The organism is Caballeronia glebae, assembly GCF_001545035.1.
Classification (GTDB): domain Bacteria; phylum Pseudomonadota; class Gammaproteobacteria; order Burkholderiales; family Burkholderiaceae; genus Caballeronia; species Caballeronia glebae.
This window is the reverse complement of sequence record NZ_FCOJ02000079.1, coordinates 1-21,113: the sequence shown is the minus strand read 5'-3', so window position 1 is coordinate 21,113 and position 21,113 is coordinate 1. Positions and strand designations below refer to the sequence as shown.

At 62.7% G+C, this 21,113-nt stretch carries 25 protein-coding genes; 11 read left to right on the top strand and 14 right to left on the bottom strand.

What is annotated here, in order from left to right; all coding sequences use genetic code 11:
- Window positions 1–132: 132 nt before the first annotated feature.
- On the top strand, window positions 133–405 hold the full coding sequence (locus tag AWB82_RS32985) for a hypothetical protein (RefSeq protein ID WP_086973493.1): 273 nt from the start codon (window positions 133–135) through the stop codon (window positions 403–405).
- 337 nt (window positions 406–742) lie between these two features.
- Here AWB82_RS32985 and AWB82_RS32980 read toward each other — a convergent pair whose 3' ends face one another.
- From AWB82_RS32980 to AWB82_RS32945, 8 genes are all read right to left on the bottom strand, one after another.
- Window positions 743–1,477 carry a ribonuclease activity regulator RraA gene (locus tag AWB82_RS32980; protein ID WP_086973492.1) on the bottom strand — a complete coding sequence of 245 codons (735 nt, stop codon included), beginning with the start codon at window positions 1,475–1,477 and terminating at the stop codon, window positions 743–745.
- Between the two features lie 13 nt (window positions 1,478–1,490).
- Window positions 1,491–3,224: an L-arabinonate dehydratase gene (gene araD / locus AWB82_RS32975; RefSeq protein ID WP_086973491.1), complete on the bottom strand. Its 1,734-nt coding sequence runs from the start codon at window positions 3,222–3,224 to the stop codon at window positions 1,491–1,493.
- A gap of 95 nt (window positions 3,225–3,319) precedes the next feature.
- Entirely contained in the window at window positions 3,320–3,988 is a 669-nt protein-coding gene (locus tag AWB82_RS32970) for a MarC family protein (RefSeq protein WP_086973490.1), read from the bottom strand.
- A gap of 115 nt (window positions 3,989–4,103) precedes the next feature.
- A complete protein-coding gene (locus tag AWB82_RS32965) occupies window positions 4,104–4,445 on the bottom strand; it encodes a hypothetical protein (RefSeq protein ID WP_086973489.1) in 342 nt (113 codons plus the stop codon).
- A 60-nt stretch (window positions 4,446–4,505) separates the two neighbouring features.
- The gene (locus tag AWB82_RS32960) at window positions 4,506–5,264 is read right to left on the bottom strand and encodes a flagellar brake protein (RefSeq protein ID WP_086973488.1); all 759 of its coding nucleotides are present in this window, start codon (window positions 5,262–5,264) and stop codon (window positions 4,506–4,508) included.
- A gap of 220 nt (window positions 5,265–5,484) precedes the next feature.
- The gene (locus AWB82_RS32955) at window positions 5,485–6,474 is read right to left on the bottom strand and encodes a diiron oxygenase (protein WP_086973487.1); all 990 of its coding nucleotides are present in this window, start codon (window positions 6,472–6,474) and stop codon (window positions 5,485–5,487) included.
- 231 nt (window positions 6,475–6,705) lie between these two features.
- Window positions 6,706–7,791, bottom strand: a complete 1,086-nt coding sequence (locus AWB82_RS32950; protein WP_086973486.1) for an alpha/beta fold hydrolase — start codon at window positions 7,789–7,791, stop codon at window positions 6,706–6,708.
- Window positions 7,792–7,934: 143 nt separating this feature from the next.
- Window positions 7,935–8,606 (bottom strand): TetR/AcrR family transcriptional regulator, encoded by a 672-nt coding sequence (locus tag AWB82_RS32945; RefSeq protein ID WP_235023534.1) that lies wholly within the window; start codon window positions 8,604–8,606, stop codon window positions 7,935–7,937.
- 117 nt (window positions 8,607–8,723) lie between these two features.
- On the opposite strand from AWB82_RS32945, the gene AWB82_RS32940 reads away from it, so the two are divergent.
- Window positions 8,724–8,993, top strand: coding sequence for a hypothetical protein (locus tag AWB82_RS32940; protein ID WP_086973484.1), 270 nt, complete (start codon window positions 8,724–8,726; stop codon window positions 8,991–8,993).
- Between the two features lie 50 nt (window positions 8,994–9,043).
- On the opposite strand, the gene AWB82_RS32935 is transcribed toward AWB82_RS32940, so the two are convergent.
- From AWB82_RS32935 to AWB82_RS32925, 3 genes are read right to left on the bottom strand one after another with little or no spacing between them, the layout of a single operon-like run.
- Window positions 9,044–9,355 carry an AtuA-related protein gene (locus AWB82_RS32935; RefSeq protein WP_086973483.1) on the bottom strand — a complete coding sequence of 104 codons (312 nt, stop codon included), beginning with the start codon at window positions 9,353–9,355 and terminating at the stop codon, window positions 9,044–9,046.
- Window positions 9,342–10,700: an acyclic terpene utilization AtuA family protein gene (locus AWB82_RS32930; protein WP_086973482.1), complete on the bottom strand. Its 1,359-nt coding sequence runs from the start codon at window positions 10,698–10,700 to the stop codon at window positions 9,342–9,344. The genes AWB82_RS32935 and AWB82_RS32930 overlap by 14 nt, the downstream gene beginning before the upstream one ends.
- An 18-nt stretch (window positions 10,701–10,718) precedes the next feature.
- Window positions 10,719–12,023, bottom strand: coding sequence for a CitMHS family transporter (locus AWB82_RS32925; RefSeq protein WP_086973481.1), 1,305 nt, complete (start codon window positions 12,021–12,023; stop codon window positions 10,719–10,721).
- Window positions 12,024–12,122: 99 nt separating this feature from the next.
- On the opposite strand from AWB82_RS32925, the gene AWB82_RS32920 reads away from it, so the two are divergent.
- Complete coding sequence (locus tag AWB82_RS32920) at window positions 12,123–13,019, top strand: LysR family transcriptional regulator (RefSeq protein ID WP_086973480.1); 897 nt, start codon at window positions 12,123–12,125, stop codon at window positions 13,017–13,019.
- Window positions 13,020–13,029: 10 nt separating this feature from the next.
- On the opposite strand, the gene AWB82_RS32915 is transcribed toward AWB82_RS32920, so the two are convergent.
- Window positions 13,030–14,088, bottom strand: a complete 1,059-nt coding sequence (locus AWB82_RS32915) for an NAD(P)-dependent alcohol dehydrogenase (RefSeq protein ID WP_086973479.1) — start codon at window positions 14,086–14,088, stop codon at window positions 13,030–13,032.
- A gap of 318 nt (window positions 14,089–14,406) precedes the next feature.
- Between AWB82_RS32915 and AWB82_RS32910 the strand changes: the two genes are divergently transcribed.
- The gene (locus AWB82_RS32910; RefSeq protein WP_086973499.1) at window positions 14,407–14,685 is read left to right on the top strand and encodes a hypothetical protein; all 279 of its coding nucleotides are present in this window, start codon (window positions 14,407–14,409) and stop codon (window positions 14,683–14,685) included.
- Window positions 14,686–14,693: 8 nt separating this feature from the next.
- Here the strand turns inward: AWB82_RS32910 and AWB82_RS32905 are convergent, their stop codons facing one another.
- Both AWB82_RS32905 and AWB82_RS32900 read right to left on the bottom strand, forming a co-directional pair.
- Window positions 14,694–15,017, bottom strand: coding sequence for an HNH endonuclease (locus AWB82_RS32905; RefSeq protein WP_086973478.1), 324 nt, complete (start codon window positions 15,015–15,017; stop codon window positions 14,694–14,696).
- Window positions 15,018–15,099: 82 nt separating this feature from the next.
- Entirely contained in the window at window positions 15,100–15,531 is a 432-nt protein-coding gene (locus tag AWB82_RS32900) for a hypothetical protein (protein ID WP_086973477.1), read from the bottom strand.
- 344 nt (window positions 15,532–15,875) lie between these two features.
- Here AWB82_RS32900 and napE point away from each other — a divergent pair, with 344 nt between their 5' ends.
- The 7 genes from napE to ccmB all read left to right on the top strand — a co-directional run.
- On the top strand, window positions 15,876–16,034 hold the full coding sequence (gene napE / locus AWB82_RS32895; protein ID WP_086973476.1) for a periplasmic nitrate reductase, NapE protein: 159 nt from the start codon (window positions 15,876–15,878) through the stop codon (window positions 16,032–16,034).
- Window positions 16,035–16,059: 25 nt separating this feature from the next.
- Entirely contained in the window at window positions 16,060–16,407 is a 348-nt protein-coding gene (locus AWB82_RS32890; RefSeq protein WP_086973475.1) for a chaperone NapD, read from the top strand.
- A complete protein-coding gene (gene napA / locus AWB82_RS32885) occupies window positions 16,379–18,862 on the top strand; it encodes a periplasmic nitrate reductase subunit alpha (protein ID WP_086973474.1) in 2,484 nt (827 codons plus the stop codon). The genes AWB82_RS32890 and napA overlap by 29 nt, the downstream gene beginning before the upstream one ends.
- Window positions 18,863–18,873: 11 nt before the next feature.
- Complete coding sequence (locus tag AWB82_RS32880; protein WP_086973473.1) at window positions 18,874–19,356, top strand: nitrate reductase cytochrome c-type subunit; 483 nt, start codon at window positions 18,874–18,876, stop codon at window positions 19,354–19,356.
- Window positions 19,357–19,365: 9 nt separating this feature from the next.
- Window positions 19,366–19,971 (top strand): NapC/NirT family cytochrome c, encoded by a 606-nt coding sequence (locus AWB82_RS32875; RefSeq protein WP_086973472.1) that lies wholly within the window; start codon window positions 19,366–19,368, stop codon window positions 19,969–19,971.
- A 24-nt stretch (window positions 19,972–19,995) separates the two neighbouring features.
- Window positions 19,996–20,625 (top strand): cytochrome c biogenesis heme-transporting ATPase CcmA, encoded by a 630-nt coding sequence (gene ccmA, locus AWB82_RS32870; protein WP_086973471.1) that lies wholly within the window; start codon window positions 19,996–19,998, stop codon window positions 20,623–20,625.
- On the top strand, window positions 20,622–21,113 hold a 492-nt coding region (ccmB, locus tag AWB82_RS32865), incomplete at its 3' end, for a heme exporter protein CcmB (RefSeq protein WP_086973470.1). The genes ccmA and ccmB, both read left to right, overlap by 4 nt.

Here is a 21,113-nt window from a genome sequence, read left to right as displayed (position 1 = left end):
CTGTCAGCGCTACTTCGTCTGGCATATTACGTTAAACTTTCGATTCGCATTCCTGATGTTGCGTTTGATAAAATCGAACTAGGCGCTTACCGATGATAGAGGAAGCAGCTTCACCGCATCGGAGATTTGTCATTGAACATCAGAAAGTTGCTTTCGGCCGTCGGTTTTATCGGCGCTTGTTTAATTTTCTTTGCTTTTGTTACTGCAGCGACTGGCATATGGGACTCGATAGCGGCCGGAACGATTTATCTCGGAAACCGCATTTCCGTCGGACGCACTGTCAGTTACGCAAGAGAACCCTTCGAATTCGCTTTTGCGGTCGGCGGATTGGCTCTTGTCGAATTGTTTTTCTCGGGGGTTCTAGTTGCACTCATAGCGCTCTTGATCGAGAGTGCGGTGGATTGAGAATGCACTTTCTAGCCCCGAAGTCCGTCAATCGAGCGCGGTTGCCTACGAAAGGGACGCTCGAAACGCGACCGGCGCAAAGAGCTTGATCGGCGCGGCCTGTTGGAAGCAGTCGGTCATACGTGCACGAGCCAAGCCCGGTTCCGCTTATTAGGGCACTCGCACTGCTGGACCACAAGCCAATCGCCTGCGCCGCGGCCGGCGTGAAGCACTTTGGATGGGGATAGCTGCGTTCTTTGGTGACTTTCTTTCCGCTGCAAAAAGAAGTGCCTGCCGCCCCGCACTGGCGCAACGCCAACAAACCAACCCGACCACAGCATCCAGCGACCGACCCCCTTCACCCCCGCCCCTCCCGCCAAACCCTATACGCGGCAAGCGTCTCCTCATCCGGCGGATACGTGCCCCGCAGCATCGCGCCATCCTCCACCCGCGCCGACAGAAACTCCTCCATGATCTCCTGCTCGGTCGCATCCCGCGCGACTTCCGCCGCCATATAACGCGGCACGATCACCACACCATCCACATCGCCGACGACGATATCGCCCGGATACACCGCCACGCCGCCGCACGCGATCGGCACGTTCATATCGACGGCGTGATGCTTCGCGAGATTGAGCGGCGCGCTCGCGCCCGCGCAGAAAAGCGGCAAACCGATATCGCCGATCGTGCCCGAATCGCGCACGCAACCGTCCGACACCATGCCCGCGACGCCGCGAATTCTGAGACGCGTCATGAGAATCGATCCCGTCGATGCAACCGCGCGCTCGCCGCGGCAATCCTGCACCAGCACGCTGCCTGGCGGCGCGGTCTCGACAGCCTTGCGCTGCGGATGATCCGGGTCCTGAAACACCCCCACGTGATCGATATCCTCGCGCGCCGGAATATTGCGCAGCGTGAACGCCGGTCCCACCATGTTCGACGCGCCCTTCGCGGGCTTCACGAGCGGCGCCACGCCTTGCAGGAACACATTGCGCAAGCCGCGCTTGAAAAGTTGCGTGGTGAGCGTCGCGGTGCTGACGTGACGCAGCAGCTCGATCGTCTCATCGGAAATGGCTATGTCCTGGGTCGTCATGAAGTCGCGTCTCTCAGTGAATGTCCGGCTCGCCGCCGGTCGCAAATTTCTCTTCGAGAAAATCGAAGTCGCAGCCCTTGTCGGCTTGCGTCACATGCAGTTGATGCATCACGCCGAAGCCTCGCTCGAACGGACGCCGCGGCGCTTTCCACACAGCCTTGCGCGCGGCGAGTTCGTCTTCGCCGACGTCGAGATGCAGTCGGCGCGCGGGCACATCCAGTTCGACCATATCGCCATCTTTCACGAGCGCGAGCGGCCCGCCGACGAACGATTCCGGCGCCACATGCAACACACACGCGCCGTAGCTCGTGCCGCTCATGCGCGCATCGGAGATGCGGACCATGTCGCGCACGCCCTGCTTCAACAGCTTTTGCGGAATCGGCAACTGGCCCCACTCCGGCATGCCCGGCGCGCCAACCGGACCCGCGTGCTGCAGCACGATCACCGAATCGGCGCTGACGTCGAGCGCTTCGTCGTCGATGCGCGCGGCCATGTCGGCGTAATCCGTGAATACGACCGCCGGCCCGCGATGCTTCAGCAAATGCGCTTCCATCGCCGCCGGCTTGATGACGGCGCCGTCGGGCGCGAGGTTGCCAGTGAGCACGGCGAGGCCGTCGTTCGGCACGAGCGGGTTGTCGCGGCGACGAATCACGTCGTCGTTGAAAATTTCGGCGTCCACGATGTTCTCGCCGAGCGTCGCGCCATTGACGGTTAGTTGCGATCGATCGATCAGATCGCCGAGTTCGGCGAGCAGCGCGCGCAGGCCGCCCGCATAGAAAAAGTCTTCCATCAGATACTTGCCGGCCGGGCGGATATTGCCGATGACGGGCGTCACGCGCGCCAGTTCATCGAAGCGCGCCGTCGTGAGCGGCACGCCCGCCCGGCGCGCGATCGCCACGAGATGCACGATCGCGTTCGTCGAGCCGGAGAGCGCGAGCACGGTCGTCACCGCGTTGTCGAAGGACTTCGGCGTGAGAATGTCCGACGGTTTGAGGTCCGTCCACACCATCTCGACGATGCGCTGGCCCGTCAGCGACGCGTACTGCGCATGCCGCGAGTCCACCGCCGGAATCGATGCAAAGCCCGGTAGCGTCATGCCGAGCGCTTCGGCGGCGCTCGTCATAGTCGATGCCGTGCCCATCGTCATGCAATGGCCCGGCGAGCGCGCGATGCCGCTTTCCACGCCCTTCCATTCGTCCTCGGTGATCTTGCCCGCGCGCAATTCCGCCCAGTATTTCCACGTGTCCGAGCCGCTGCCGAGCGTGCGGCCGTTCCAGTCGCCGCGCAACATCGGGCCGGCGGGGAGATAGATCGCGGGCACATTCATGCTGATCGCGCCCATCAGCAGACCGGGCGTGGTCTTGTCGCAGCCGCCCATCAGCACGCAGCCGTCGAACGGATACGAGCGCAGCACTTCCTCGACTTCCATCGCGAGGAAATTGCGATAGAGCATGGTCGTCGGCTTCTGAAACGGCTCGGCGAGCGTCATCACCGGCATCTCGACAGGAAAACCGCCCGCCTGCCAGATGCCGCGCTTCACTTCCTCGGCACGCTGCCTGAAATGCGTATGGCACGGGTTGATCTCGCTCCACGTATTGATCACGGCGATGACCGGCTTGCCCATGTAATCGGACGGGTGATAGCCCATTTGCGCCGTGCGCGAGCGGTGGCCGAACGAGCGCAGGTCGTTCACGCCGTACCAGCGGTGACTGCGAAGGTCTTCCGGCTTCTTGCGAGTCGAAGTCAAGCGATGTCTCCTGATGGTAGCGCTACCATTCGATGTCGAAAGAGCGTAGCGCCCTCATGGACGAGCGTCGCTCGGGATTTGTCCGGGGAAATCCGCTACTTGATCGTGAGTGGAACCGACGCGATCAACTCGGATAGGCCGAGCCAGAGAATCTGCACGCCGATGCAGAAGATGATGAACGCGAAGAGGCGCATCGCGACCTGCGTGCCGACGGCGCCGAGCAGACGCTCCAAGTGCCCAGCGAAGCGCACGCACACATAGATGCTCGCGCACAGGATGACGAGCCCGACGCCCACGCCGGCGAGATGCACCGGTTGCACACCGTGGCGCGGCGAGCCCGTGCCGAGCGCGATGGCGACGGCGATCGCGCCCGGACCGACGGTGATCGGCAGCGTCAGCGGATAGAACGCTTTCGCGCGGAGCGTGGCGCCGCCGCGGGGCGCGGGCGCGGGTTCGGCGCTCTCGTCGTCGTCATCGGGCGTCTGGAGCAGATTCCAGCCCGCCATCGCGACGACAAGACCGCCCGCCACGCGCAACACCGGAATCGAAATGCCGAAGAACGAGAGCACGTAAGCGCCGATGGAAAGCGACGCCAGCAGAATCACGAAACTGTTGATGCAGATGCGTCGCGCGAGCTCGGCGCGATCTGCGTCGCCGATATGCGGCAGCATGCTCAGCACGACGAGCGCCGTCGCGGGAGGATTGATGATCGGGAACAATCCGGCGACGATCACGAGGACCGTCTTGAAGAATTCGTTGAGCATGCGCGTCTTTGTCCGTTCGTTGTAGGCGTGCTGCAAGCTCGGACATTGTGCACGCGAATTGACCGGGCGCGTGCGTCAGCCGGATTTGAACGCGATGATTTCGACGCTAGACGATTCAGGCGAAAGGCGCGGTGACGATCAACGCGCATTCGGTGAGAAACGACCCGAGCCCGACGCCGATCAGCACGCGCGCGAGAATCGTCCACACGCGCCGATCGACATTTCCCGCGCAGCGCCATGCGAGCGCGCACCAAAGCAGATACAACGCCGAGCACACGGCGAATACGCCCAGCATGCCGGGCCAGAACCAGACGGTGATCAACAGGAATGTTTCGGGAGTGACGCCGCTCGTCCAGAGGTCGAGATAGACGAACCACCACACGAGGTGGATCGGCACGCCCAACAGCCACCAGACTTTCCAGAAGCGTTCTTCTCCGCGCCAGGCCTTGCGCAACATGCGTCGTCTTGCAGTGGAAAGAGGCACGCATTTTACTCCACGCGTGCGCCGCTTTCCCGCTCAGGCCGAAAGACTGCGGCGCTTCGCCTCCATGCGCGTGATGAGCCGTTGCAGCACGCTCTCCGCCGCGCCCGAAAGCCGCACGAAGCGAAAGCCGACGACATAACGCACATCGCCGCGCGGCGTGGTCACGGTGCGCGGCGACACGAGTTCGAGATCGACTGGCAGCGCCGCGCCCGGACCGAGATGGAGCACGACGTCGTTGAACAGCGTGCCCGGCTCCGTCTGCGCGAGACGCGGCGTGTCCATGCGCAACGCGAGCCCGCCGAGAGAGAGATCATGCACTTCGTAGCTGAACGATTCACCGTCGGCGAATGCGCCTTTCGCGTAGAAGGGTTCGAGAATCGGCGTCGGCACGCGGAAGTATTCGCGGCGCTGGAAATGATAGAGCTTCTCGGGGAACGAAACTTCGAACGCCTGCCGTCCTTCGTAGGTCACGGCGTGCGCGGCGAGCGTCGTGAATTCGACGCGCACGCCGTCCGGCGCGCCCTTGAAATACAACTGCCGCGCTTCGAGCAACGCACGGTTGTCCGACTCGACGCCGCCCCAGTCGAACACGATGCGCGCCGCACGCACGTCGATTTCCAGTAATTGCGTGACGATCTGCCCGCGCCCGCTCGTCACCGTCAGCATGTCGCGGCGCTGCACGAGCGTGCGCAGAACGATGGATATTTCGGGCGGCGTGTGTCGCGCGAAGCGCTCGTGGTCTTCAGCGAATTTTTCGATGTCGGATGCGTGCGGCAACGGTTCGGCGAGCATGTTGGTCCAATCTAGTTATCAGTTTGGGACAGCAGACGGCGACTACCTGATTTCCCCAATGTTGCCCGAAAAATAACGGCTTCAGTACATCGGTAACGACTAGATTTTCCCGGCAATTCAGCGTTTTGCAGAGCAGCAAACGCTTTTGTCTTACGTATCGCCTTCGAAAATGAGAAGGCCGGGCGTTGTCACCCGGCCTTCGTGCTTCTTGCCGAACCGCTCATGCGAGCGCGTCGGACTCGCTGACGAGCGCGCGGCGTCTGATTGGCGCAAGCGCCGCGCCGAGACGCTCGCCCTGCGCCTCGGTGATCATGCTCGCCAGGATCTCGCCGAAGCGCGGCTCATCGACGCCCGAGATGATGTACTGCCAGCGATACGCGTCGACCAGTCCCGCATGCACGCGCGCCTCTTCATCAGCGGAAAGCGCGCGGTCGAGTTGCGCGACGAAGTATTGAGCATCGGCGGCGGCTTGCGCCTGCATCATGCCGTCGATAGCCGCGATGAGTTCGATCAGATCGCCGATCGCGGCGTCGCGTGCATCGTCGTCGAGACGCGCGTCCTCGCGCACCCACTCCAGTTCGTCGATGATCGCGTGCTGCGACTCCTCTTTCCAGTGGAACAGAAAGATGTCCTTGAAAAGCGGCGAGAGACTGGCGTCGCTCTCCATGCTCTGCCGGTAATGGACCTGCGTGACGATTTCGACGCAACACGTCAGCGCGAGAATCGACCAGGTGGACTTGCCGAGCACGAACGCGGCTACTTCGTCGGCCTGCGCGATGAAGCGATACCCCGGCGGCAGCGCTTGGCCCGCGAGCGCTTCGACACGGCGAAACAGCGCCTGATGCTTCAGTTCTTCATCGGTGAAACGGACGATCGCTTCGAGCGCCGTCTGATCGCCGAGCGCGTGATCGCGCCCGACTTCGAGCATCTTCGCGCCGACGAAACGCTCGATCATGCCGAACATGTTGGCATACGTGCGGCCCTGAATCTGCGACATCAGACGGCGTTCGCGCGCGTCCAGAAACGGCAGGCGATTCACTTCGGATAGCCCGTCGGGCATGAACTTGTGCGCGGGATCGAAATGACGCCCGCGCAATACGTCGCGATCGATATCCCAGCGGATGCGGCGCGACACTTCGATGCACTTCGCATAACGTTGCTGCGGGCTGATCTTCTTCGTGGACTCGGATTCGTGCTGAACAGCTTTCATGTGCTAACTCCGGAACGACTCTGCGTCGATGACTGCGAGGAATGCGCGCCGTATGGTCTGCGTTGAAGCCAGCGCGCTGCGTCGAACAGGTCGGCATGTCATTCGTCGCGTCACCGTTCTGCGAATCATTCTCGGGAGCGGCGCGCTTTCGCACATGAGGCGCACGTCCCGGTCGTGAACCGGGACACTGGGTTTTGGCGGCGATGAAGGGGGACGTGTGTCCCGAAGCGCTCAGGCGGCGGGTGCGTCGAAGCCCGCGCGACGCGCGAGCACGATGGCCTGCGCGCGGCTTTCGACTTCGAGCTTCGCGAAGATGCTGGTGATGTGATTGCGCACCGTCTTCTCGCTCAGCGCGAGGCGCGCGGCGATCTGCGCGTTGTCGCGCCCGCCCGCGAGCAATTCGACGATATCGCGCTCACGCGGCGTCAGCGCGGAGAACGCCGGATCGCTCACCTGCGCCGATGGCAGGAACGCCCGCATTTCCTCGCGCCAGCGCTCCCACGCGGGTTCGCATTCGAGCGTGAGGTGGTTCTCGCTTTCGAGCGGCACGAAGCGCGCGCCGGAAATCTGCCCCGCGAGCAGACGGCTTTCGTCGAACGGCACGCGCGCATCGCCGCTCGCGTGCAGCACGAGCGTCGGACATTGCACGCGCGGCAGCAGCTCGACCACGTCGATGTCGTTGAACACGCGCATGATGCGCGCTGCGTTGCGCGGCGTGGTCGTCAGGCGTTCGAGTTCGTTGAACCAGTGATGCTGCTCCGGCGTGCCGCCGGGAATGAACTGCGTCGTGAAGAACTGACGAAACGCCGGATTCTGCTTGCCCCAGCCGAGTTCCGCGAGCTTCACGAGCATTTCGGCTTCCTCGCGCAGCGCCGGATCGCACGACCGTTTCAGACGGCCACGCGCGTAGCCGCCGTACAGCACGAGATGCGTGACGCGCTCCGGATGCGCGACCGCATACGCGATGGCAATCGACGCGCCCTGGGAGATCCCCAGCAGCGGAAAGCGCGCGAGGCCGCTCGCATCGACGACGGTTTCGAGATCGCGCAGCCAGGCATCGAAGGAAATTTCGCCGACGTCGCGATCGGAGAGACCGCAGCCGCGCTGATCGTAGCGGATCAGCGTGTGGCGGCTGCATAACTCCAGCATCAGATGGCTCCAGACCGGGCTCGTGAAGTCGAGCTCCAGATGACTGAGCCAGTTCGCCGCCTTGATGAGCGGCGGGCCGCGGCCGCACGTCGCGTACGCGATGCGCACGCCGTCGCTCGCGGTGCAAAGGCGGATTTGCTGCCGTGGCGTGGACGGGCGCGGCATCATCGGTGTGATGTTTATGTATGGACTACGTACAAAGTCGATTCGCGCGCAGCGGCTCCGCGCGAATTTTCATGCTCGCGCGTAATCGTTTAGAAAGTCAAGGAATAGAAAGTCGTGACGGCGCGCGCCGTGTGCGCGAGCCGCGTTCAACGTTTCGCGCGCAGCGGCAGCGTCGCGATGAACTGGTCGATGGCCGCGAACAGCGCCGCCCTGCGCACGCCGTCCTGCGCCTGAATCGACAGGCCCGCGAACAGCGTCATGCACAACGCGGCCAGCGCCTGAACGTCAGTGCGCGCGTCGAGTTCGCCATTTTCGACGCCCGTTGAAAGCCGCGCCGCGACGATCGACGCGACCTTGCGCCTGCGCTTGCGCATCTCGGCGCGCAACTGCGCGTGCTCGTCGCCGACGGACATTGCGCCCAGAAAGATCATGCAGCCGCGCGGATTCGGCAAGCCGGTGAACAACTCGACGCTCGCGCGGAACATCGCGCGCAGTCCGTCGCGCACGGATTCGTGCGCCTGCAACTGCCTGAGCGCCGCGCCGCCTTCAGCGTCCGTGTAGAGCGCGACCGCCTCGCGATACAGATCTTCCTTGCTGCCGAACGCGGCGTAGAGGCTCGGCGAATTGATGCCCATTGCCTCGACGAGATCGGCCATCGAGCATGTGTCGAAGCCCTTCGCCCAGAACACTTCCATTGCGTTTCGCAACGCCGCTTCGCGATCGAACGCGCGCGGCCGCCCGCGCGCCTTGTGCTGCGTCTCCCCCGCTTCCGACGACATGTCTCGCTCCTTGCGCGTGCCCGCGATTGCTGCACGCATTGCAATTCTGAATTATGTGTCGATCGTAACAAAATAACTGGACGTTGTCTCGCGCCGATGTTTAAATATCTGTATCGATCGTCACATAAATCTCGGAATCATCTCAGGAGTGTCGTCATGAAATCGACTTTGTCCGCGCTTGCCGCAGCGTTGTTGTTAATCAGCCCGCTGGTGTCGTTCGCGCAGACCACGGCGGCGGCATCGCCCGCGCCGTATTCAGTGTTCGTCGATCAGCCGACCGGCTTCACGTTCGTGAAGATGCCGTCGGGATGGAAGTTCGTCGGCGCGGTATCGCAGGAAGAGGCGCAGCATGTGCCGGCCAACGTGCTGACTTCAGTGTTGCCTGCCGAGTCCGCGCGGCCCGTGAAAACGGCGTCGGTGGAGTAAGTCGCGTCGAGAGCGGCGGCTTTCCATCGTCGAACGCCGCCGCTTTCGTCTTAGGAAAACTCATCGATTTCGATGTCGAGCAACGCCGAACTCATCGATTTGCCGTGCGCGTCGAGCGCGAGCGAACGCGTGACGCCGCCGCCGAGCGCATGACCCAGAACGAAATTGAAAGCATGCAGTAACGGCAATTCGTAACGCACGACGTCGCCCTTCACGACATCGGCGAGATGCGCCTTCACGCGCTCGGGCGTCAGTTGCTCGCGCAGATGCGCGTAGTGCTTCGCATCGAAGCAGATCACCGATACGTTCAGCGTGTTGCCCTTGTCGCCGGTGCGGCCGTGCGCCAGTTCACGCAGTTTCATCGCTTGCCTCCACGAATTCGAAAACGGGCTTCACATGCTCGCGCCCGAGCAACACGGATTGCACGGCGATGACTTCGCGCGTCGCCTTCGTCACGCCGCCGCCGCCCGCCGGGCCGTTGGTATAGAGCGTTTCGATCTCGTTGCCGATGCGCGCCGCTTCCTTCGCGCTCGACGTTCGGCCCGCGACGCGCACGCGTACTTCGAACGGCTCTTCGCCGTGCGCGGCGAGCGCGTCGCCGTAAAGCGCATTCACGCCGATCAGATCGAAGCGAAGTTCGCTTGTGTCGACGCCCGTGATCGAAAGCCGTTCGCGTGCGATATCGAGCGCGAGCCGCGCACGTGCGAGCGCGCCCGGACCGCCGTAGGAAATCTGCCCTTCGCCGATGTAGCCATCGACATAGGCGACCGACGTTTTCAGCGTGCCGGTGCGCGCGTCGCCGCGTCCGCCCGATACGCGCACGCGGTCTCGCGCCTCCTGCATCACGCGCACCTGCGTGAAATCCGCGACGACATCCGGCTGAAAGTAACGGGCCGGATCGTGAATTTCATAGAGCAATTGTTCCTTGCACGTCGCCTCGGTGACGCAGCCGCCAGCGTTCGGCACTTTCGTCACGACGACCGAGCCGTCCGCGCTCACCTCGCCGATCGGAAAGCCGAGGCGCGCGAGATCGTTCACGTCCTTGTAGCCCGGATCGGCGAAATAGCCGCCCGTCACCTGCCCCGCGCATTCGAGTAAATGACCGACGACGGTCGCCTGCCCGAGCATCGCCCAGTCGTCCATCTTCCAGCCGAATTCGTGGATGAGCGGCGCGGTGAACAGCGACGGGTCCGCGACGCGCCCGGTCAATACGATGTCCGCGCCGGCCGCGAGCGCAGCGACGATCGGCGCCGCGCCGAGATACGCATTCGCCGACACGATGCGCTCGGCATACGCGCTCACGTCGTCGCCGGATTCCTCGAAGCGCAGATGCGAACGCAGGACGACATCGAGCACGTCGTCGCCGGCGACGGCCGCGATCTTCAATCCGTGCAGGCCGAGTTCGCGCGCGATCTGCGCGGTTTTTCTCGCCGCCGCGCGCGGATTCGCCGCGCCCATGTTCGAGACAATGCGCACGCCGTTCTTCGCCGCGACCGGCAGCACGGCGCGCATGCGCGCTTCGAGCAACGGGTCGTAGCCGAGTTCGGGATCGTTGCGGCGCGCCTGCTGCGCGATCGCGATCGTGCGTTCGGCGAGGCACTCGAACACGAGATAGTCGAGCGCGCCGTGCTCCGCGAGTTCGACGGCAGGCTCGATGCGATCGCCCGAGTAGCCCGCGCCCGCGCCGATTCTGATGGTCTCTTTCATGACGTCATCCGGTGTGGATTAAAGCGGAAACACGCCCAGCACGACGCACGCGATCGTCATGACGATCGACGCGCCGAACAGCAGCGGGAACGTGAACTTCTGATGATCCGCGAGATCGATGCCGCACAAGCCGACGACGAGAAACGTCGCGGGCGTGAGCGGGCTCACGGGAAAGCCGGTCGTCATCTGACCGAGCAGCGCCGCCTGGCCGACGTGAACCGCCGGCACGCCGAGCTGCGCCGCCACTTCGGCGACTACCGGCAACACGCCGAAATAGAACGAATCGGGATCGAAGAGCATCGAGAGCGGCATCGACAAGAGGCCGAGCACGACGGGAATGTGGCCGGCAAAAGCGGGCGGCACGAAGCCGACGGCCGCCTGCGCCATCGCCTTCAACATGCCGCTGCCTTGCATGACGCCGGTGAACACGCCCGCCGCGAGCAGAATGCCGGCCATCATCAGCGCGGCGCGAGCGTGCGCATCGATACGCTTTCGCTGCATGTCGACGTTCGGGTAATTCACCATCAGCGCGATGCACAGGCCGACCATGAACATGATCGCGGGCGGAATCTTCTCGCCCATCGCGACCATTGTGCCGAGCACGACGACGGTCAGCACGATGTTGAACCAGAAGTTCTTCGGGCGGCGCAGCGCCTGCTCTTCCGGCGTGAGTTCGCGTTTCGGAAGCGGAATCGCGCCGTTCGCGCTCGAATATCCGAGACGCTTTTCCTCGCGTCGGCCGAGCCACCACGCCATGCCGAACACGAACGCGAGGCCGATCGCCTGCACCGGAATCAGCGGGTTGAACAGCGCCGAGATCGGCAGATGCAGCGACGCCGATGCGCGGATCATCGGCCCGGTCCACGGCAGGAAGTTGATGCCCGCCGCCATCGAAACGGCCGCGGCGAGCACGCGCTTGTCCATGTTCAGACGATCGTAGAGCGGCAACATCGCGGGAATCGTGACGAGGAAGCACACGGCGCCCGAACCGTCGAGATGGATGAGCAGCGCGAGCAGCGTCGTGCCCATCACAATGCGTGTCGGCTTCGTGCCGACGGCGCGCAGGATGCGATCGATGATCGGATCGAGCGTGCCCGCGTCCGTGATCGTGCCGAAGTACAAAATCGCGAACACGAACATGCCGACGACCGGCGCGAGGCTCTTCAGCCCGTCTATGACGAACTTGCTCGTCGAGAGGCCGAAGCCGCCGATCAGCGACGCCGCGATCGGCACGATGATGAGCGCGACGAGCGGCGACATCCGTTTGGAAAGAATCGCCCCGAGCAGGACGACGATGGTGGCAAGGCCGAGCAACGGCAGCATGACGTGTCTCCGAATCTTGTTTTTTGATGGAGTCGAGAGTAAGTTCGGAGCGGCAATAACACAATTGAAATGATTTGATCGCAGCTATCACGAACCATAATGGATCTGAATCTTCGCGATATTCGCGCACTCGTCGCCGTGGCCGAGGCGGGCAGTTTCACGCGCGCGGCGGAACGGCTGCATTTGTCGCAGCCCGCGCTGACCGTGCAGATACGCCGGCTGGAGGACGCGGTCGGCGCGCGGCTCTTCGACCGCAATAGCCGCAACGTCGCGCTGACGCCGACCGGGCGCGAATTGCTGCCGCTCCTGCGCAAGTCCTTGCGCGACATGGAGAACGTGTTGCGCGATGCGCGCGCAATGGGCGAGGGCGAAAGCGGCACGATCCGCATCGCGTGCCTGCCGACGTTCGCGGCAAGCGTGCTGCCCGAGTTGATCATCGGCATGAAGCGCGAGGTGCCGCGCGTGGTCTTTCAGATTCGCGACGTCGTGGCGAGCACCGTGAATGCGCTCGTGCGTAGCGAGGAAGTCGATATCGGGCTGACCGGCGGCGATGTGCCCGATCCGTTGCTCGAAGTGCTGCATGCGGGCGTGGACCGGCTCGTCGTCGTGTGTCCGAAGGCGCATGCGCTCGCGAAGAAACGCCATATCGTGCTGGACGATCTCGCGCGCTCGGCGCTCGTGCTGACCGCGCCGGGCACGAGCGTGCGCGCAGTCGTCGATGCCGCGCTCAGCGAGACGCGCGAAGCGCTGGACATAGCGTGCGAGCCGACTTACATGATGACCGCCGTCGCGATGGTGCGCGGCGGCCTCGGCGTGACGATCCTGCCCGAGACCGCGCGCGAGGTGCGCGCCGAACCGGGGCTCGTGGTGAAGCCGATCGACCATCCGGCGTTCGTGCGGCCGATCGCCATCGTGAAAAAGCGCGGCAGGACGTTGCCGGCCGTGACCGAGCGCTTTGTCGAGAGGATGCGCGAGGCGATGAAATCGCCCCGCTAGACACGCAGGCTTACTTCTCCATCGTCGCCATGTCGATCACGAAGCGATACTTCACATCGCTCTTCAACATGCGCTCATACGCGCGGTTGACCTCGTCCATGCGAATCATCTCGATGTCCGACGTGATCCCGTGCTGGCCGCAGAAATCGAGCATCTCCTGCGTCTCGGCAATTCCGCCGATGAGCGATCCGGCGAGCGAGCGGCGCTTGAAGATCATGTTCATCACCGAAGGCGACGGATGCGGATGCTCTGGCGCGCCGACGAGCGTCATCGTGCCGTCGCGCTTGAGCAGCGCCATGAACTGATCGAGATCGTGCGACGCCGCCACCGTGTTCAGAATGAAATCGAAACTGTTCGCGTGCGCCGCCATCTGAGCCGGATCTTTCGAGACCACGACTTCGTGCGCGCCCAGACGCTTCGCGTCCTCGATCTTGCCCGGCGACGTCGTGAAGAGCACGACGTGCGCGCCCATCGCGGCGGCGATCTTCACGCCCATGTGACCCAATCCGCCGAGACCCACGATGCCGACCTTGTGTCCCTTCTGCACGTTCCAGTGGCGCAGCGGCGAGTACGTGGTGATGCCCGCGCACAGCAACGGTGCGACGGCCGCGAGTTCGAGATTCTCGGGGATACTCAACACGAACGCCTCGTCGACGACGATGCTTGTCGAATAGCCGCCGAAGGTCACGCCGCCCGACTTCTTATCCGGCGAGTTGTACGTCTGCGTAAAGCTCTCGGGGCTCTCGCAATATTGTTCGAGGCCGTCCTTGCAGGCATTGCAGACGCGGCATGAATCCACCATGCAGCCGACGCCCGCGAGTTGGCCGACCTTGAACTTCGACACGTCCGAACCGGCTTCGGCTACGCGCCCGACGATTTCATGGCCCGGCACGACCGGATAGTTCGTGCCGCCCCATTCGTTTCTGGCCATATGCAGGTCGGAGTGACACACGCCGCAAAACAGAATGTCGATGCGCACATCGTTCGGGCCGACATCGCGGCGCTGGATTTCATGCGGGCCGAGCGGTTTGTCGGCTGCGGATGCTGCATAGGAATACGCTTTCAGCATGGTTTGCTTCCTTCTTTGATTTGCATCGTGTGAACAGGACCGGCGCTTGCTCCGGGCGGAGAAGCGCGGTTATCGGACTAGACGTGCCAGATGGTCTTTGTGTGCGGCAACGAACGTTCGCCATCATGCGCCGCCACGCGTTGCGAGCGACTTGCCGATCGCGCCGGTATTTAGGCGGAGACACGCAACGTCAGTACTGTATGCCTATAAGGAATTATCTGCCGAGACGACCGCGCGCGGCGCGTGTCGTTGGAGAATTTGACAATCGACGCCGTGAAGATCGCACTTCCCGGCAAAAGCATTCGAGAGAGCGGAACGATGAAAGCAAAAGCCATCACGGCGAGCATCGGCATGCGGGGCGGCGCGGTCAGCGCCGAGTTTCATATCGATACGGGGCGACTCAGGATCTTCGAACGCGACATGCTGCGCGTCGAATTGTTTCCGCCGCAATCGTGGTTCACGGTGGCGTCGGTGGCGGGCAACAGCCGCTGGGGCACGCGGCCGCGCGAAGCGGATATGCATCTCGTCGTCGAAAGCTTCATCCTGCAGCGCTTCGGCATGAAGGCGTATCAGGGCGATACTTCCTGCGCACAATGAGTGGGCGCTCAGCGCGAACGCGCGCCCGATCGCCGAGTGCGCTGATAGAAACTATTCGGCTTCGTCCTCACCCATTCGACGAAGCTCTGCACCGCTTCATGCGCGAGCAGCGCTTCGACGGTCGAATAGCGCTGCGCCAGTTCCTTCTCGGTGAAAAGCGCATGCAATTGCCGATGACAGATGCGATGAAGCACCGCGGTCTGCTTTCCTCCCTGCGATTTCGGCACGAGATGGTGCAGATCGCGCTCGGAAAGCGGCACCGCGCGCCCGCACAGCGCGCAGCTTTCCTCTTGCGGCGGTTGATACCACGGCTCCGGTGTGCGCTTTGCCATCGCGGTCCTCGTTCGATACTTTCGAGTGTACGCGTCGTCGTTCAGCGATGCGTCTAACCGCTTTATTAAATCGCACTCCGTATTATCTCTGACTGCGCAGAGGCGGCCGATAACCCGGAATCTGACGGAGCGCGCAATCGCACGCCGCCGCGAGCGCCGCCAGCCGCTCGACGTTTTCGCGCATGTCGGCCTGCGTGCGCGTGATCGTTTCGCGCAATTCGTCCAGCCGCGGCATGATGCGGTCAGCGATCACGCTGTCTTCTTCCCTGTTGGCGAGCCACGCTTCGGCGTCTTCGCGGGCTTCGCGCAATTCCATGACCGACACCTTGTTCTGCGCGAGAAGCCGCGCATAGGTTTGCGCGAGTTCGTCGAATCCTATCGACTGCATGCGCTCGACGAAATCCCGCGTCGAACGCATTGCGAGTTCGCCCGCGTCGTAGGCCATGAACTGGGTGTCGTCGATGGAAAGCAAGACGCGGCCTTCAGGCGTGGCGAATTCGAGTTTGCTCGGCATGATGCGTTGATGTCCGTTATCGAAGAAGTGACCGCATTCTAAAAAGCTACGCGCAATGCGAAGTTCGGATCAGGACGAAAGCGGTATCGCGCGCGCGAAAATCAGCATTACGCACCGTGCACATGTCGTTCACCTCGCCGTCATACGTTCAAGAACGCGAAACGATTCGCTTCGATTGCATCAGCTTCCGTCACGTTTCATGCGATGGCAATTAATCAACCGTTTCACAATTCGTCGCCGGCATAGCGCGATATTCGACTTGAAAAGATGCATTTTTAAACCAACAATGAAGGTCATCTTTCGCGCTGGCCTCCCCACATCGCCAACCGAGATCTGACTGTCCCATGGAAGAGAAAGACAAAATTCGCAAATCCGAAGAATTGCGCAGCTTTCTGTTTCTGACCGTCGTCATGGTTCCCGTGCTCACGGTCATGATCATCGCCACTTACGGATTCGCGGTGTGGTTCTATCAAATGCTGTTCGGCGGCCCGCCACATCATTAACGAGCGTCGCGACTATTTAAATTAAATGGACCTCAAGCCCGCCAATAGCAACGATCGTTACGCCGATAAGACCAATCAGTCCTGCGAGTTTCACATAGCCGGGGTCGTTGTATACGGCCGTATAGAAGCGCTGCAGCGAATTGAGCGCGCGCTCGCGGCTTTGCCCGGTGCGCAGGTTCATGGATCGAGCCCGGACGGCAAGATCGTTCTCACGCTGGAAAGCGATCGATCCTCCTGCGTCGCAGAACAATTGCAGGCGGTGCAATCCATTCCGGATGTCATTAGCACCGCGCTCGTCTATCAACATCACGAAGCCACCGATCCGCTCACCGAGGACATCGTCGATGATACTGACTCGTCGCGCGTTCATTAAACAGACCGCCGCTACTACGGCGGCGGCGTCCGCGGGCATCACGCTGCCCGGCATGCAGGCGCTCGCCCAGACCGACGACATCGCCTGGTCGAAAGCGCCCTGCCGCTTTTGCGGCACGGGATGCGGTGTGCTCGTCGGCGTGAAGGGCAATCAGGTCGTCGCGACGCAGGCCGATCCACAAGCGGAAGTGAATCGCGGGCTCAACTGCGTGAAAGGCTATTTTCTCTCGAAAATCATGTATGGCCAGGACCGTCTGACCACGCCGCTCATGCGCATGAAAGACGGCAAGTTCGACAAGAACGGCGAGTTTCTGCCGGTGTCGTGGGACACCGCGTTCAACGTGATGGCCGAGCAGTTCAAGCGCGTGCTGAAGGAGAAAGGGCCGACGGCAATCGGCATGTTCGGCTCGGGGCAATGGACCGTGTGGGAAGGCTACGCGGGCGTCAAGCTGATGAAGGCGGGCTTTCGCAGCAACAACATCGATCCGAATGCGCGGCACTGCATGGCTTCGGCCGTGACGGGCTTCATGCGCACCTTCGGCATGGACGAGCCGATGGGCTGCTACGACGACATCGAGGCCACCGATGCCTTCGTGCTATGGGGCTCCAACATGGCCGAGATGCATCCGGTGTTGTGGACGCGCGTGACGGCGCGGCGGCTCTCGAACCAGAACGTGCGCGTCGTTACGCTGTCGACGTTCGAGCATCGTTCGTTCGATCTCGCCGACCAGACCATCATCTTCACGCCGCAATCGGATCTCGCGATCATGAACTACATCGCGAATTACATCATCAAGAACGGCAAGGTGAACCGCGATTTCGTCGACAAGCATACGAACTTCAAGAAGGGGAACACGGATATCGGTTACGGGCTGCGGCCCGACCATCCGCTGCAGAAGGCGGCGAAGAACGCGGGCGATCCGAACGGCTCGCAACCCATCACCTTCGAAGAATTCGCGCAGTTCGTCTCGCGCTACGACGCAGCCTATGTGACGAAGCTTTCCGGCGTGCCGAAGAACAAGCTCGACCAGCTCGCGCAGCTATACGCGGACCCGAAGACGAAGGTCGTATCGTTCTGGACGATGGGCTTCAACCAGCATACGCGCGGCACGTGGGCCAACAACATGGTCTACAACCTGCACTTGCTGACGGGAAAAATCTCGACGCCGGGCAATAGCCCCTTCTCGCTGACCGGCCAGCCGTCCGCGTGCGGCACGGCGCGCGAAGTCGGCACGTTCTCGCATCGGTTGCCCGCCGACATGGTCGTGACCAACCCGAAGCATCGCGAGGAAGCGGAGCATATCTGGAAGCTGCCCGAGGGAACGATTCCCGACAAGCCGGGCTATCACGCGGTCCAGCAAAACCGCATGCTGAAAGACGGCAAGATCAACGCCTATTGGGTGATGGTCAACAACAACATGCAGGCCGCCGCGAACATCAACAACGAGGCGCTGCCGGGATATCGCAACGAGTCGAATTTCGTTGTCGTATCCGATGTTTATCCCACGGTCACGGCCGTCGCCGCCGATCTGATCCTGCCGTCCGCGATGTGGGTCGAGAAGGAAGGCGCCTATGGCAACGCAGAGCGGCGCACGCAGTTCTGGCATCAGCTGGTGCAGGCGCCCGGCGGCGCGCATTCGGATCTCTGGCAACTCGTCGAATTCTCGAAGCGCTTCAAGGTCGAGGAAGTCTGGCCCGCCGAGTTGATCGCGAAAAAGCCCGAATACAAGGGCAAGACGCTCTACGACGTGCTCTATCGTAACGGCCAGGTTGACAAGTTCCCCGCTTCGCAAGTGGATGCGAAGTATCGCAACAACGAGGCCGCCGCGTTCGGCTTCTATATCCAGAAGGGATTGTTCGAGGAATACGCGAGCTTCGGACGCGGCCACGGTCACGATCTCGCGCCGTTCGACATGTATCACCAGGCGCGCGGCATTCGCTGGCCGGTCGTCAATGGCAAGGAAACGCTCTGGCGCTACAAGGAAGGCTCCGATCCGTACGTGAAGGCCGGCGCCGACTGGCAGTTCTACGGCAACCCCGACGGCCGCGCGGTGATCTACGCGCTACCCTACGAACCGCCTGCCGAATCGCCGGACAAGGAGTTTCCGTTCTGGCTTTCGACCGGCCGCGTGCTGGAACACTGGCATTCGGGATCGATGACGCGCCGCGTGCCCGAGCTTTATCGCGCGTTTCCGAACGCGGTGTGCTTCATGCATCCCGACGACGCGAAAGCGCTCGGTATCCGGCGCGGCGTGGAAGTGCGCGTGATTTCGCGGCGCGGCGAGATGCGCACACGCGTGGAGACGCGCGGCCGCGACAAGCCGCCTCGCGGACTCGTCTTCGTACCGTGGTTCGATGCGAGCCAGCTCATCAACAAGGTGACGCTCGACGCCACCGACCCGATCTCGTTCCAGACCGACTACAAGAAGTGCGCGGTCAAGATCGTGCGCGTCTAGGAGCAAACGCCATGCGCACGCTCATAGCCATCGTCATCACTTCGCTTCTTGCGCTGGCCGCGCTCGCGATCGCGCAACCCACGGTGCCCGGTGTGCCGTTTCACGATGCGCTGCGCGGCACGGCGCCGCTCGACGAGGAGCCGAAGGCGCCGCTCATCGCGCCGACCGAGAACAAGGACGTGATACGCGGTCTCAACTACGCACAGCAGCCGCCGACGATCCCGCACAAGATCGACAACTATCAGCTCGACAAGAACGCGAACCGCTGTCTCGCGTGTCACGCGCGCAGCCGCGCCGAAGAGAGCGGCGCGGTGCCGGTGGCGGTGTCGCATTACATGGATCGCGAAAGCGCCGTGTCCGGACATCTGTCGCCGCGCCGTTACTTCTGCACGCAATGTCACGTTCCGCAGGCAGATACGAAACCGCTCGTCGGCAATTCGTTCGTCGCCGTCGAGGACATCAGGCAGCAGCCTGCCAAGACCAAAAAGCGATGAGCGACCATTATGTGGGCACTGATCAAGCGCTACTGGATCACCATTCGCAGACCGAGCCTCTTTTACAGTCTCGGCTTTCTGACGCTGGGCGGCTTTATCGCGGGCGTGATTTTCTGGGGCGCCTTCAACACGGCGATGGAGTTGACCAACACCGAAGTGTTCTGCACGGGCTGTCACGAGATGCGCGACAACACCTATGCCGAGCTGAAGAACACCATCCACTTCAGCAATCGCACGGGCGTGCACGCGAAGTGTTCGGACTGCCACGTGCCGCACAACTGGACCGACAAGATCGCGCGCAAGATGCAGGCGTCGAAGGAAGTGTGGGCGAAGATCTTCGGCACGGTGAGCACGCGCGAGAAATTCCTCGATAAACGCCTGGAACTGGCCGAGCACGAATGGTCGCGCTTCAAGGCGAACGACTCGCTCGAATGCCGCAACTGTCACTCCTTCCAGTACATGGATTTCACGCGGCAGAGCCCGCGCGCGCAAGAAGCGCATCAACGCTTTCTGGAGACGGGCGAGAAGACATGTATCGATTGCCACAAGGGCATCGCGCATGAGCTGCCGAACATGACGAAGGCTCAAGAGATCGAGGACAGAAAGAAGCAGTAAACCACGCCACGAGAGGAGACATCGATGCTCAGCGCCCGGCAACTCGACGTGATGCGTGGCCGCCGCACGATCGTGGCCGGCGTGGATCTGTGCGTCGATGACGGCGCGGCGTTGCTGATTCACGGCGCGAACGGAAGTGGCAAGAGTTCGCTGATCGCCGCGCTCGCGGGTCTGTTGCCGCCCGCCGCGGGTGACGTTTCGTGGCGCGGCGTGAACGTGCGCGACGATCCCGCGCGCTTCAGGTTCGATCTTGCATATCTCGGCCACGCCGATGGCTTCAACGGCGAACTGACGGTCGCGGAAAATCTTCGCTTTGCCGCGTTGCTCGGCGCGAACGCCGCGCGCATGAACGAGCGCATGAATGAGACGCTCGACCGCGCCGGCGTGCTGCCGCTCATGCACACGCGTTTGAACCGGCTGTCGCAAGGACAGCGGCGGCGCGTGGCGCTCGCGCGACTCGTGCTCACGCACAAACCGCTCTGGCTGCTCGACGAACCCACCGAAGCGATCGACGAAGCGGGCGCGCTCTGGTTCGCCGCGTGCATCGACGATCACTTGCGCGAAAACGGCACGCTCGTCGCGACGACGCATCGCCCGCTTCCCGTCGATGCCGCGCGCACTCGCCATCTTTGTCTCGAACGGAGCGCGGCATGAACGCGCTGACGCTTCAGGTGATCCGGCGCGAGTTGCTTCTGAATTGGCGCTCGCGCACCGTGACGCTTTCCGTGCTGCTCTTTTTCGTGCTGGCGTCGAGCCTGTTTCCGCTCGGCATCGGTCCCGATGCGAAGCTTCTGCACGCGATCGCGCCGGGCGTGCTGTGGGTCACGGCCCTGTTCGCGGCGCTGCTTTCCGCCGGCCAACTGTTCAGCAACGATTTCGCGAGCGGCGCGCTCGAACAGATGCTGCTTTCGCCGCAGCCGCTCGCGGGCATCGTGTTCGGCAAGATCGCCGCGCACTGGATCACGACCGGTCTCGCGCTCGTCGTGCTCGCGCCCGTCGTTGCGCTCGAATACGGGCTCGATGCGCACACGATCCTCATGCTGATGGCGTCGCTTCTGATCGGCACGCCGCTGCTTTCGCTGATCGGTTCGATGGGCGCGGCGCTCACGCTCGGCGTGCGCGGCGGCAGCGTCGTGCTCGCG

Excerpts from the sequence above, each read along its gene's own strand:
- AWB82_RS32890 (WP_086973475.1), top strand. The coding sequence starts at position 16,060 with ATGGACCTCAAGCCCGCCAATAGCAACGATCGTTACGCCGATAAGACC.
- AWB82_RS32960 (WP_086973488.1), bottom strand. The coding sequence starts at position 5,264 with ATGCTCGCCGAACCGTTGCCGCACGCATCCGACATCGAAAAATTCGCT.
- AWB82_RS32920 (WP_086973480.1), top strand. The coding sequence starts at position 12,123 with ATGGATCTGAATCTTCGCGATATTCGCGCACTCGTCGCCGTGGCCGAG.
- napA (WP_086973474.1), top strand. The coding sequence starts at position 16,379 with ATGATACTGACTCGTCGCGCGTTCATTAAACAGACCGCCGCTACTACG.
- AWB82_RS32950 (WP_086973486.1), bottom strand. The coding sequence starts at position 7,791 with ATGATGCCGCGCCCGTCCACGCCACGGCAGCAAATCCGCCTTTGCACC.
- ccmA (WP_086973471.1), top strand. The coding sequence starts at position 19,996 with ATGCTCAGCGCCCGGCAACTCGACGTGATGCGTGGCCGCCGCACGATC.
- AWB82_RS32980 (WP_086973492.1), bottom strand. The coding sequence starts at position 1,477 with ATGACGACCCAGGACATAGCCATTTCCGATGAGACGATCGAGCTGCTG.
- AWB82_RS32875 (WP_086973472.1), top strand. The coding sequence starts at position 19,366 with ATGTGGGCACTGATCAAGCGCTACTGGATCACCATTCGCAGACCGAGC.
- AWB82_RS32880 (WP_086973473.1), top strand. The coding sequence starts at position 18,874 with ATGCGCACGCTCATAGCCATCGTCATCACTTCGCTTCTTGCGCTGGCC.
- AWB82_RS32910 (WP_086973499.1), top strand. The coding sequence starts at position 14,407 with ATGAAAGCAAAAGCCATCACGGCGAGCATCGGCATGCGGGGCGGCGCG.
- AWB82_RS32915 (WP_086973479.1), bottom strand. The coding sequence starts at position 14,088 with ATGCTGAAAGCGTATTCCTATGCAGCATCCGCAGCCGACAAACCGCTC.
- napE (WP_086973476.1), top strand. The coding sequence starts at position 15,876 with ATGGAAGAGAAAGACAAAATTCGCAAATCCGAAGAATTGCGCAGCTTT.
- AWB82_RS32965 (WP_086973489.1), bottom strand. The coding sequence starts at position 4,445 with ATGTTGCGCAAGGCCTGGCGCGGAGAAGAACGCTTCTGGAAAGTCTGG.
- AWB82_RS32905 (WP_086973478.1), bottom strand. The coding sequence starts at position 15,017 with ATGGCAAAGCGCACACCGGAGCCGTGGTATCAACCGCCGCAAGAGGAA.
- AWB82_RS32970 (WP_086973490.1), bottom strand. The coding sequence starts at position 3,988 with ATGCTCAACGAATTCTTCAAGACGGTCCTCGTGATCGTCGCCGGATTG.
- AWB82_RS32925 (WP_086973481.1), bottom strand. The coding sequence starts at position 12,023 with ATGCTGCCGTTGCTCGGCCTTGCCACCATCGTCGTCCTGCTCGGGGCG.
- AWB82_RS32935 (WP_086973483.1), bottom strand. The coding sequence starts at position 9,355 with ATGAAACTGCGTGAACTGGCGCACGGCCGCACCGGCGACAAGGGCAAC.
- AWB82_RS32955 (WP_086973487.1), bottom strand. The coding sequence starts at position 6,474 with ATGAAAGCTGTTCAGCACGAATCCGAGTCCACGAAGAAGATCAGCCCG.
- AWB82_RS32940 (WP_086973484.1), top strand. The coding sequence starts at position 8,724 with ATGAAATCGACTTTGTCCGCGCTTGCCGCAGCGTTGTTGTTAATCAGC.
- AWB82_RS32945 (WP_235023534.1), bottom strand. The coding sequence starts at position 8,606 with ATGCGTGCAGCAATCGCGGGCACGCGCAAGGAGCGAGACATGTCGTCG.
- AWB82_RS32930 (WP_086973482.1), bottom strand. The coding sequence starts at position 10,700 with ATGAAAGAGACCATCAGAATCGGCGCGGGCGCGGGCTACTCGGGCGAT.
- AWB82_RS32900 (WP_086973477.1), bottom strand. The coding sequence starts at position 15,531 with ATGCCGAGCAAACTCGAATTCGCCACGCCTGAAGGCCGCGTCTTGCTT.